The organism is Alkalibacterium thalassium, from assembly GCF_900101165.1.
Classification (GTDB): Bacteria; Bacillota; Bacilli; order Lactobacillales; family Carnobacteriaceae_A; genus Alkalibacterium; species Alkalibacterium indicireducens.
Genome location: NZ_FNFK01000057.1, coordinates 1 through 11186 on the forward strand (window position 1 = coordinate 1; position 11186 = coordinate 11186).

Consider the following 11186-nt stretch of genomic DNA (forward strand, 5'->3'; position numbering starts at 1 on the left):
ACGCTTGATTCAGCTTATTTGGTGCGCCCTTAAATTCCAAAATAGACTGTAGAAATATTAGGTTTTATTGCTTGACTTTATATAGTTAGTCTTTCTATTACCAATCATCTTTAAAATATGCTACTGTTTACTTATTCATTTTACTGAAAGTGAGCTGATGACATGTTTACATATGAAACAACTTTCGAACACGCTTCTTTATGGGCAATCATCTGGCGGATCGCTCTGGCAACGCTTGGAGTGATCATTCTCGGTGCTATGCTGCTCGTTGCCTTCATGGGCGAACACGTCACGATGATCGGTCTGCTGACGGATGGGCTGATTTACTTCATTCTTTATAAAATCACGATAAGTCAGATGAAAAAACAGTCCTTGTCCGTGGCAGCACTGTCTTCCCCTTATGAAAAGACTGTTTCCCCACTGATTCGAGTGGCCGGCTGGACCATTTTGACAGCGGTCGTGGCTTCTTTATTTGTCTACTTTTTCGTTTCTGTTCTGACATTTATTCCCACACTGTTTGACCGTATCGTGCCTTATGTTCTTGAACTGACTGGCTCAGAAGATCTTCCGGTGTTCTACCTTTTCATTGTTGCTGTAATATTTGCACCAGTTGTAGAGGAAATTGTATTCAGAGGGTATCTGCTGAATAAATGGGTCGACAAATACGGGGTGAACAAAGGGATTATTTTCAGTTCTGTCGTCTTCATGGCGATTCACCTGCAGTCGCTGTTCATCCCTCAACTTCTCGTTGGCCTGGTCTGTGGAGTTATCTATGTAAAGTATAACAATCTGATCTATCCAATTATCGCTCACGCTTTATACAATCTGCTGGTAATCCTCCCCCTATTTCTGGCCCCATCCGTTTCAATTGCGGATGCTCAGGCTGAATTCTTAATGTTGAGAGATGGCCTGCCGACTGAATATGTCGTCTACTCTGCATTATTTATTCTTTCTCTTATCTTCCTCCTATGGCTACTTCGCAGAGAATGGAAATCTCTTAGAAATTCAGACAGCCCTTACGCCCAGAACATTCATTCCATTGAATAGATGATCCATTCCTTTCCGTCTTTCGGGAAGGATTTTTTTATTTTAGCCTTCCTAAAATGAATAAAAGGTGTATACTATTAAAATATAGCAACCTTTCTAATAAAATTCTAATGCAGGGAGCGCTTCATACATGACCGACTGGAAAACTGTTTACCAAGATATCAGACCATTACTCGATAAGAATAAAGATAACCACTTGAACACCCTTTTCACTCTTCTAAGACAGCCAAGTATCAGCACACTTAACTTAGGCGTAAAAGAATGTGCCGATCTTCTGCTCAATATGATGACAGAGAATGGCATTAAAACTCAGCTCATGGATACCGGTGGACACCCTGTGGTTTACGGGGAACTGCTCGATCCTGAGAATACGACCACCATTCTCTTTTACGGGCACTATGATGTCCAGCCTCCTGAGCCACTTGAGTTGTGGGAGTCCGATCCGTTCGAGCCAACAATTAGGAACGGAAGAATTTACGGCCGAGGTACAGGCGACAACAAAGGTCAGCTGATCGCCCATATCCTAGCCGTGGGTACTTTACTTAAAGAACATGGCTCGCTCCCGGTCAACGTCAAATTTCTTTTCGAGGGAGAAGAAGAAAAAGGCAGCGTCAACCTTGCTTCCTTTGCGGAAAAACATAAGGACCTGCTCAAAGCAGATATTGCCTATACTGCAGACGGGCCAATGGAAGGAGACGGGCAGCCCTCAGTGACTCTGGGTAACCGCGGACTGCTCTATGTTGAAGTGAAAGCTCAGGGTGCCAATAGAGATAACCATTCAGGTAATAAGGGAAACATTGCCCCTGATCCCGGCATGGCTCTATTAAATCTGGTCCGGTCCATGGTCACTGAAGAAGGAGACGTTCTGATAGACGGATTTTATGACGGTGTACTGACTCCAACCCCAGAAGAAGCAGAACATCTGAAGAGCTTGGCCTTCTATCCAGAAAAAACAGCGAAAGTCATCGGTCTGGACAGCCTCGATATGACTGGAGAAGAATACTACACAAACTTATGCTTCAAACCGACGTTTACCATTGCAGGATTTGAAACGGGGTATACAGGAGAAGGAACAAAGACGATCATTCCTGGAAAAGCGAAAGTCAAACTGGATATGCGCCTGGCACCTAATCAGGAGCCCCAAGCCATCTATGAAGCTATTGAAAAGCATGTGGGAGCCTTTGATTCCCGCTGCCGCTTGTCAGTAGAAAATCTGAGTGCAGTCAAGCCTTCCAAAACGCCTCTGTCTCATCCACTCGTACAGAAAGTGATCGAGTCAGTCGAGGTGGCTTATGATACCCCGCCAGTTGTCCTTCCAGCTCTTGGGGGCACCGGTCCTATGTATGTCTTCACTGATATTTTGGGCATTCCGTCTGTCACGGTTCCTTATGCCAATGTCGATGAAGATAATCATGCACCCAATGAAAACCTGGGACTGAAAGAATTTTACTGGGGCATTCAGGCCAGCTGCAGCACCATCCTTCACTTAGGGCTGACAGACTGACTCGTCACAAAAGTTGGGACATTCTAAAAATCTGCATAATAAAACCAGCTGCCTGCTATAGTGACCAAATAAAGTTAGACCTGAAAAATCTAACTTTCTGGAGTCTGCACAGGCAGCTGGTTTTTTCTGACTAGTTTTTCAATTTTACCCTTCCCATTCGTTAAAGAACTGGATCAGGAAGTCTTCCATAAAGGCGTGGCGCTCTTCGGCGATCTGCTTTGCCGTCTCGGTGTTCATCAGATCCTTAAGCTTAAGCAGCTTCTCGTAGAAATGGTGAACTGCACTCGATGGCCCTTCTCTGTATTCTTTTTCAGTCATGCTCTCGCGTACAGACAGTTCCGGATTGAAGATGACGTCTCCCTTGCTTCCTGCATACGTAAAGCAGCGGGCAATTCCGATTGCCCCAATTGCATCCAGTCTATCTGCATCCTGAACGATCTGAGCCTCAAGAGTCGTCAGTTTCCGACCATTTCCACCCTTGAAGGAAATAGTCTGGATGATGTCCATGATCCGTTCTGCGTCTGATGAGGATACTCCGGCTCCCTCAAGCCAGTATTCGACTTCTTGAACAGCCTCGTCTTTGCTGCTGACCAGCTTGTCATCAATCAGATCATGCATCAGAGCAGCCAGTTCCACTATATAACTGTTGGCCTGTTCTTTTGCTGCCAGCTTGGAAGCCATCTTCCAGACTCGCTCAATATGATACCAATCATGTCCGGACCCTTCATTGTTCAGTTTTTCTTTTACCATATCTATTGTGTCTGCTACAATCGTCTGCTTGTTCATATGAGAACTCCTCTGCTCTTTTCTTAACTTTAACACACTTGAGGAGATTTGAACATGTGTTCTAAAAAGCACCTTTCAACTCGTAGTCGAAAGGTGCCTGATCGTTGTGCTTATTTAATTAAAGGACATCTCCAGTCTGAGCATCGACTTGCTGGTCGCTGCCGCCTTCAACGTCGATATCATAAATCGTACGGCCGTCTTCTACTTCGAGACCCCATTCTTCTACATAACCGGAACCTGAAGCATCAAGTGCAGCTTCCATCGCTTCCTCTGGTGAAATGATGCCTTCCAAATCTAATATGTCTCCTGAATCAACGTCATCGTCCTGTTCCTGTTGAACAATTTCGCCTGTCTCAGCGTCGATATCCAGTTCGTATTCGTACTGGCCGTCCCAGCCTTCGAATTCATACAGGTAGCGTCCATCGTCATAATCGAACTGAATCGAACTGATATTGATGTCTTCACTGCCGAACGTCTCATAGAACTGATCGATCGCATCGTCCAGACTCACAGAGAACGTCATTCCTTGGATCCCCTGAGAATCAGTGGCATCGTCAGCTGCACCATCAGTCTCATCATCGGATGTATTGTCCGCAGCGGTATCATCAGGATCGTCTTCGCCCGTATTATCTGCAGCAGTATCGTCTCCCGCATCCGTGTCACCAGTCTGTTCCGTATCATCTTCCACAGGTGTTGTATCCTGCGTATCGTTATCGTCACAAGCAGCTAATAGTAGAGAAGCTGATAATGACAGCACCCCTAATCTGATTGCTTTACTCGTTGACATAAAAATCCTCTCCTTACTATCATTCTTTCTTACTGCATATGAATGATAACAGGTTTAAGGAATAAAGGCAGACATTACGCTTGTGAAAATAAGTTCATTTCAGGCCTCTAATCAGTGTAGAATGGCGCAAAAGTTATTTCTTCACAACCAGCTGAATGGCTTTCTGGATCATTTCTTCCTGTTCTTCTTTGTTGGCTGATGGATTTTCCAGGCATTGCTTCAGGTTCTCAGCAACGATCACACCCATGATCCGGTCCACACTGGAGCGAACTGCAGACAATTGTGTAACGACATCGCTGCATTCTTTGCCTTCTTCGATCATTTTCTGCACGCCTCTCAACTGTCCCTCTGTCCGTTTCAGCCGATTATAAATACTTTTATCGCATTTCATATTACTCGATGTCTCCTCTCCAGGCAGACATGCCGCCCATTACGTTTACTACATCATACCCCTGATTTCCCAAAAAGTCACACGCCATTGATGAACGTCCGCCTGATAGACAGATGACATGATACTCCTTATCTTTTTTAAAGGTTTCAAATCCTTGTGCAAGTCCGCTTAAAGGCATGCTGACTGCTCCCGGAATGTGTCCGGCAGCGAATTCATCCGCTTCTCTCACATCAATTATATTTAGATTTTCACGTTTCTGTCCAAACTCATCCATGCTGACTGATCTATACACATTCCAATTCCTCCGGTCTGACTGCCTGATAAAGTGCATATGCACCATCCAGGTTTTTTACTTTAAATCCTGACTGTTTCAATAATCTTTCACCAATATAGCTTCTCTGTCCGCTTCTGCAGCTGATGATATACTCCTGCTCTTTGTCCAGCTCATCCATCCGGTCACGAAGGTCATTCAAAGGAATGTTGAGGGCATTCGGGAATCGGCCCGCTTCCAGCTCTGATTCAGTTCGGACATCCAGCAGAACAGCTCCCTTTTCCAGCTCACGGTTCAGCTCATGCCATTGAATCGAGTCACTTAACCCTTCAATAATATTCAATGCGGCGTATCCAGCCATGTTTACTGGGTCTTTTGCCGAACCGAACGGTGGGGCATAAGTAAACTCAAGCTCTGGCAGATCAAAAATAGTGAGACCTCCCTTGATGGCTGTTGCAATAACATCGATACGTTTATCTACACCTTTAACGCCGACTGCCTGAGCCCCATACAGTGTACCACTGACTGGATCAAAAATGACTTTTAATGTGATATCGGTGGCTCCTGGATAATATCCGGCATGGTCTTTGCTCAATGTATGCACGGCTGCAACGTCTTTGCCTGCTTGTCTGAGCTGTCGCTCGTTCAAGCCAGTCGAAGCGGCTGTCATGTCGAAAGCACGCACAATAGCTGTTCCAATGCTTCCTTTATTCTCACGACAGATTCCAGCTATATTGTCTGCAACCTGACGTCCCTGACGGTTTGCAGGAGAAGCAAGGGAAATCAGTGCATCTTCCTGGCTGATCTGATTCTTGACAACAATTGCGTCTCCGACTGCATAGATATCTTCTACGCTGGTCTGATAGGTGTCATCAACCAGGATTCCTCCACGAAGGCCCAGCTTTATTCCTGCTTGTTCAGCCAGACTGCTTTCCGGCTCGACCCCCACTGACATAATAGTCAGATCTGTTTTAAATTCTGTTCCATCTTCCAGTACGATGATGCGCCCTTTTTCTTTAAACGCCACCGCGGACTGAGAAGTAATCACCTTGACACCTTTATCTTTCAGCTCATTCTGCACGAAGACTGCCATTTCCTCGTCCAGGGGCGGCAGGACATGCGGAGCTTTCTCAATGATCGTCACGTCGATGCCCCTGTATTTCAGATTTTCTGCCATTTCAATGCCTATAAAGCCTGCGCCTACAACGACCGCTTCTTTTGGATCGACTTGCTCGATCCGGTTCATGATTTTATCCAGATCAGGAACGTTCCTTAACGTATAGACATTTTCAGCTTCGTCCAGCCCCTCAACAGGAGGAATAAATGCTTTTGCTCCAGGTGACAAGATCAGCTTGTCGTATGATTCAGTTATCTGTTTTCCATGATGGACTGCCGTCACAGTCTTCTCTTCAGGATTAATCGACAGGACTTCATGCTCCGGCCTGACATCCAGACGGAACCGGTCATAGAGAGCCTCAGGAGTCTGAACCAGGAGCTTGTCTCTTTCTGATATTTCACCAGAGACATAATACGGCAGGCCGCAGTTGGCAAAAGATACATACGGCCCCTTTTCAAAAATAATGATTTCAGCTTCTTCTTTCAACCGGCGTAGACGTGTAGCGGCAGACATTCCTCCAGCTACCCCGCCTACTATAATAATTTTTTCCATTTACTATTTTCCTCCTCTGACAGGTCCATTCCATTGGGTCATGCCCCCGCGGATATTCACAACATCATAGCCCTTCTTTTTTAGAATGGATGCCGCTTGCTTGCTTCTCATTCCAGACTGGCAGATGACGTAGACCTTTTCATCCTTATTCCCCGTGTATCCTTCAATTCTGTTCAGTGGAACATTTTTTGCTCCAGGAATATGCCCTGAACGGTATTCTCCAGGCATTCGTACATCTAAAATCTTGGTCTGACTGTTTTTTTCTACTTTTAGTTGGTCAGCACTTATAGCGGATGACCGATGGAATAATCCAAACACTCGTGTTCCTCCTTGATTTAAAGTATAAAAAAAATACCCTAGTGGGTATATTATCATTACTAAATTACCCTGTCAACTCACTTATCGGAAACAGTCTGCAAACTTTCTGACTTTGCTGTACAATATAGAGTAAGAGTACTTAGAGGAAGGAAGGATGGAATAAAATGAAGAAGTCTTTGAAGTGGGGATTCTTTGGAGCGCTGGGGCTGACGGCTACTGCTCTGGCCTATTCAAGTGCATTTTTTTACAAAAAAGCTGTCGGTATAAACCGTAAAGAATTTATTGATGAGTTCAGTATGAGTGAGATTCATGCTGATGACCCCTGGAAAGAAGAAAAAGAATGGTATAACACAGTAGATAAAGAGATACTGACGATCCAGTCTACAGATGAGTTGACTCTCTCTGGACTGTTCATTCCCCAGCAGGAGTTCACGAAACGAATAGCCATCATCGCTCATGGATATAGTGGAAGCAACAAGGACATGGCCCCTTGGGCTAAACTTTATTTCGATTTAGGCTTCAGCCTCCTTCTTCCTGATGCAAGGGGACATGGGGACAGTGAAAGAGATTACATTGGTTTTGGCTGGCATGAACGTAAGGATTACGTTGCCTGGATAGATAAACTGATCAATGAATTTGGCAATGATATCGAAATCGTTCTTTTTGGATTAAGCATGGGAGCGGCAACTGTTATGAATGTGAGCGGGGAGCAGCTGCCAGTCAATGTCAAAGCTGTCATTGAAGACTGCGGCTACAGTTCGGTGACCAAAGAGATGGCTCATCAGCTGAAAACACTGTACAAACTGCCTCGATATCCGTTCATTCCGATGACCAGCCTCATCACAAAAGTCAAAGCCGGCTACTGGTTCGGTGAAGCTAGTCCTGAAGAACAGGTGAAAAAATCCTCTATTCCAACGTTATTCATACATGGAGATGAAGATGACTTTGTGCCCACCTATATGGCATATGAACTCTATCACTCAGCGAAAGGTCCTAAAGAGCTGTATATAGCTGTCGGGGCGAAGCATAGCTACGCATATGTTACGGATAAAGAAATGTACCGTACCCGTATCAAGCATTTCTTGAATACACATATGAACAGCATCAACTATCCACTGGCAGTCTGACCCTGTTGAATCATCTGACTTTTATCGGAAGACTGCAAGAGCAGTCAGAGCTACCAGCATAAAGACTATATAGATCGAACGATTCTGCTTCACTAATTTTTCTAAAATGCTCCTGCATACAGAAAGACCCCCTTCAATTTTTATACTGAAGGGGGTCTTTCTGTATTAATTAAGGCTGGGGCCATTCATGATTGTCCGCCTCGACTGCTCCCAGAAGCTTCCGGCGACGATGACTGACCTTCTGAATGCGCTCAGAGAACTCCTCTTCTTCAACCAGCGGCAGCTTCAATTCTTTTAAGTCTATCCAGTCTGGATAAGGGGGTTCATTTTCTGCTTCCTCGATGAAAGCAGATGTCATCGTTTCAAGGTATGTTTCGATGCTGGATCTCGCTTCACAGATCAGCATCATGTTGACCGTTCCTTTATCAGCCAAACCATGATGAACCATTGTCAGTACATCATCCAGGATGGCGATGCCCACCGCCAATGATTCCTGGGGCTTCTGACTGTGATAGTAATGAAGGAGCGGGTAGGCCTGATGCTGCTGGGTCAGTTCCGTGATCTGTGAAGATGCATTCATTAGAAACAGATCAAGCTGGTAAAAATCTTCCCCACTCCAGGCCTTCCGCATGACTTCTGAGCTGTCCATTCCCAGCCCAGTAACCGTCTGGGCCAGTGCACGTTTTTTTACGACTGCACTGACAACTGAAATGACATAAGAAGCACCTAAGGTCAGAAAAAGAATACCTATTCCTGAATTCAAAGCTGTTATGACCTGCCAGAATCCTGGCTGCGGAGAGTAGTCCCCTACCCCGAGAGTAAATAATGTAAACCCTGTGAAATAGAGACGTTCGTACCACATGACCGGCCCTTCAAACGTCGTCTGGACAATAGACTCCGGATCTCCTGAAAAAAACAGAGTAAGACCGATCCAAAGCAGCAGGACCCAGCTGAGAAGGGTCAGAACGAGAATAAGCGGACCGATGATATTAAACAAGCCCTTCTCATTCTTACTTATTCTCCTGGTAATCTTCCACGTCGATCGAGCTATCCTCTTTGACATGGGGCCCGCCCCACCGTCTACCCACAGGGTGGTCCATATCAGGTCTGTGATCGTGAACAGAATTAGAGCCACACCTGATACGTATAGTAATATACTAGTCATTTCATCACCTCTCCTCGGTCTTTCTCCCATTATAATTGAGCTCAACAGTCATTTACAATGAATAAGAGTCACTAGTCATCTCCACATAACAAAAATATAAATTGATAGGCCGATTTTTAGGTAATAAAAGAGTAAATTTAAAATATAATAGATAATACCCATTTAACCGCATAAAAATTATGAAGATTTCTTTTTTATACGTGCGCAAGTGATATTTATTCACACTAACGTTGCTTAATTTTATGTTTTTGTTCAATTTAGTCTACTTAATTCGTATGATTATATGGACTATTTTATATCACTCTCTTTTTTATTCACTTGTTGCTATGTTCTACCCTTGCAAACATAGTATATTACTTTTAAACAGGATGAATATTCATAATTATCTAATCAAATATCCAGACATTTTCACACTCCCATCCATCTGGCTTTATCAGGCCTATAAAACTGCCGAGGAGCCAGACAAGCCATTCTGGTTCCTGATCACTTTAGGAACATTCAGTTATTTCCTGGCTGAATGTTCCTGGATACTTTACGAGAGTGTCCTGAGAATCGAAGTCCCTTACCCAGGAACCCCTGATCTCTTTTATATACTTAATGTCTTGTTCTACCTTAGTGCCTTCGGATTCAAACTATACAAGGAAAAGACAAAAATTGTTCTGACCCGCTACATTTTCGATATTCTTTTCATTATGATTATTTACGCCACCCTCAGCTGGTATTTTTTATTAAACCCGATCATTTTAGCAGGAGATGTTTCTCTTCTAGCCGCACTTGTATCGCTTGCCTATCCAATCGGGGATCTGGCGCTGGCTTTCTGCCTACTTATGGTGATTTTCTCAAGTAAACAACTCTTTTCGAATGACTTGATTCTATTTTTCGGTACCGGTCTATATACTTATATTGTTGCAGATACTGCTTTCGTCTATCTAGTCAGCACTGAAACTTACGACTCCGGATCCTTGACTGATCCACTCTTTATCTTAGGCGTCCTGCTTGTCGGCTTTACCGGACTGCTTCAGAATAATCAGTCATCGATCCAGCTGAGGAATAAAGTTGTTATTCGAACGAAACCTATGCTTTTCGATATCCTCTTTCCTTTCTTCGGACTGACTTCGCTGTATCTGTTTATGATATATACAAGCATCGGGGCTAATGCCATTACTATCGGTGTAGGGGTGTCCATTCTGCTTGTAATAGTCAGGCAGTTTCTCCTCCTTTCAGAGAATCGACGCCTTCTTCAAAAATATTTAAAGAATGCTGATGAACTTCAATCCAGTCAGGAACGGTACCGGTTGTTGTTTGAGCATCATCCTGACGCAGCCTTTTCATTCACACTTGACGGTACAGTCCTGAGTGTCAATGAAAAAGGTGCTGAAATTCTCGGCAAAACAAAGGAAGAACTGATCGGACACTCACTGATTGACACTATACATGCCGATTATCAGGAAACGGTCAAAGGACATTTTAATAACGCTAAAAAAGGCATCTTCAAGCATTATGAGCTTCCTTTCAGCAATCTAGGCAATGAGTTTTATTACCTGGGTGTGACTCATGTGCCGATCAAGGTAGATGGAGAAGTTATTGGCGTCTACGCCATTGCGCGAGACATTACGGAGAACAAGATCAATCAGGAGCAGATCCAGTATATGGCCTTCCATGACCATCTGACTCACCTGGCCAACCGCATCCGTTTCGAAGAAGTTCTTCAGAAAGCTATAGAGGATGACAGGCTTCATGATAAGAAATTTGCGCTTCTCTTTATGGATCTGAATAATTTCAAAGACGTCAATGATGATTATGGTCATGCCTTTGGCGATAAGCTATTGGCTCAGGTCGCCAGACGCATTGCTTCGATGGTCAAGAAAGATGATTGTGCCGCACGACTGGGCGGGGATGAGTTCACTATTCTGATTGATGATCTCGATAGCTATGATGATGCGATGAGATGGGCCAGTCAGCTCCTGAACAAGCTGAACAAACCTTACCTCATTGATGGAGAAGAAATCGTCTGCACGCCGAGTGTCGGCTTTGCCTACTACCCTAAAGATGGTGACTCTGTAGAGAACCTTCTAAATAAGGCCGACGCAGCCATGTACAAGAATAAACGCCATTCCAAAG

11 protein-coding genes are annotated in these 11186 nt (G+C 44.3%); 4 read left to right on the forward strand and 7 right to left on the reverse strand.

Annotation, left to right across the window (positions count from 1 at the left end):
• The first annotated feature begins 162 nt into the window (after positions 1–162).
• Both BLR76_RS09590 and BLR76_RS09595 read left to right on the forward strand, forming a co-directional pair.
• Positions 163–1047 (forward strand): CPBP family intramembrane glutamic endopeptidase, encoded by an 885-nt coding sequence (locus BLR76_RS09590; protein ID WP_091268487.1) that lies wholly within the window; start codon positions 163–165, stop codon positions 1045–1047.
• A 130-nt stretch (positions 1048–1177) separates the two neighbouring features.
• Positions 1178–2551, forward strand: coding sequence for a M20/M25/M40 family metallo-hydrolase (locus BLR76_RS09595; RefSeq protein WP_091268490.1), 1374 nt, complete (start codon positions 1178–1180; stop codon positions 2549–2551).
• Between the two features lie 144 nt (positions 2552–2695).
• Here the strand turns inward: BLR76_RS09595 and BLR76_RS09600 are convergent, their stop codons facing one another.
• The 6 genes from BLR76_RS09600 to BLR76_RS12275 form a co-directional block, all read right to left on the reverse strand.
• On the reverse strand, positions 2696–3337 hold the full coding sequence (locus BLR76_RS09600) for an HD domain-containing protein (protein ID WP_091268493.1): 642 nt from the start codon (positions 3335–3337) through the stop codon (positions 2696–2698).
• 118 nt (positions 3338–3455) lie between these two features.
• Positions 3456–4124, reverse strand: a complete 669-nt coding sequence (locus tag BLR76_RS09605; RefSeq protein WP_091268495.1) for a PepSY domain-containing protein — start codon at positions 4122–4124, stop codon at positions 3456–3458.
• 133 nt (positions 4125–4257) lie between these two features.
• Entirely contained in the window at positions 4258–4515 is a 258-nt protein-coding gene (locus tag BLR76_RS09610) for a metal-sensitive transcriptional regulator (RefSeq protein ID WP_091268496.1), read from the reverse strand.
• 1 nt (position 4516) lies between these two features.
• A complete protein-coding gene (locus BLR76_RS09615; protein WP_091268498.1) occupies positions 4517–4807 on the reverse strand; it encodes a rhodanese-like domain-containing protein in 291 nt (96 codons plus the stop codon).
• Positions 4800–6455, reverse strand: coding sequence for an FAD-dependent oxidoreductase (locus BLR76_RS09620; RefSeq protein ID WP_091268500.1), 1656 nt, complete (start codon positions 6453–6455; stop codon positions 4800–4802). The genes BLR76_RS09615 and BLR76_RS09620 overlap by 8 nt, the downstream gene beginning before the upstream one ends.
• A gap of 3 nt (positions 6456–6458) precedes the next feature.
• Entirely contained in the window at positions 6459–6773 is a 315-nt protein-coding gene (locus BLR76_RS12275) for a rhodanese-like domain-containing protein (RefSeq protein WP_425425718.1), read from the reverse strand.
• 164 nt (positions 6774–6937) lie between these two features.
• Here BLR76_RS12275 and BLR76_RS09630 point away from each other — a divergent pair, with 164 nt between their 5' ends.
• Positions 6938–7900: an alpha/beta hydrolase gene (locus BLR76_RS09630; RefSeq protein WP_091268504.1), complete on the forward strand. Its 963-nt coding sequence runs from the start codon at positions 6938–6940 to the stop codon at positions 7898–7900.
• Between the two features lie 169 nt (positions 7901–8069).
• On the opposite strand, the gene BLR76_RS09635 is transcribed toward BLR76_RS09630, so the two are convergent.
• Positions 8070–9065, reverse strand: a complete 996-nt coding sequence (locus BLR76_RS09635) for an ion channel (protein ID WP_176759683.1) — start codon at positions 9063–9065, stop codon at positions 8070–8072.
• Positions 9066–9433: 368 nt separating this feature from the next.
• Between BLR76_RS09635 and BLR76_RS09640 the strand changes: the two genes are divergently transcribed.
• A partial coding sequence (locus BLR76_RS09640; RefSeq protein ID WP_176759684.1) for a diguanylate cyclase domain-containing protein occupies positions 9434–11186 on the forward strand: 1753 nt, incomplete at its 3' end.

What these genes read in the sequence shown, in the direction of transcription:
- BLR76_RS09595 (WP_091268490.1), top strand. Translation starts at nt 1,178, where the DNA reads ATGACCGACTGGAAAACTGTTTACCAAGATATCAGACCATTACTCGAT.
- BLR76_RS09620 (WP_091268500.1), bottom strand. Translation starts at nt 6,455, where the DNA reads ATGGAAAAAATTATTATAGTAGGCGGGGTAGCTGGAGGAATGTCTGCC.
- BLR76_RS09635 (WP_176759683.1), bottom strand. Translation starts at nt 9,065, where the DNA reads ATGACTAGTATATTACTATACGTATCAGGTGTGGCTCTAATTCTGTTC.
- BLR76_RS09605 (WP_091268495.1), bottom strand. Translation starts at nt 4,124, where the DNA reads ATGTCAACGAGTAAAGCAATCAGATTAGGGGTGCTGTCATTATCAGCT.
- BLR76_RS09630 (WP_091268504.1), top strand. Translation starts at nt 6,938, where the DNA reads ATGAAGAAGTCTTTGAAGTGGGGATTCTTTGGAGCGCTGGGGCTGACG.
- BLR76_RS09600 (WP_091268493.1), bottom strand. Translation starts at nt 3,337, where the DNA reads ATGAACAAGCAGACGATTGTAGCAGACACAATAGATATGGTAAAAGAA.
- BLR76_RS09590 (WP_091268487.1), top strand. Translation starts at nt 163, where the DNA reads ATGTTTACATATGAAACAACTTTCGAACACGCTTCTTTATGGGCAATC.
- BLR76_RS09610 (WP_091268496.1), bottom strand. Translation starts at nt 4,515, where the DNA reads ATGAAATGCGATAAAAGTATTTATAATCGGCTGAAACGGACAGAGGGA.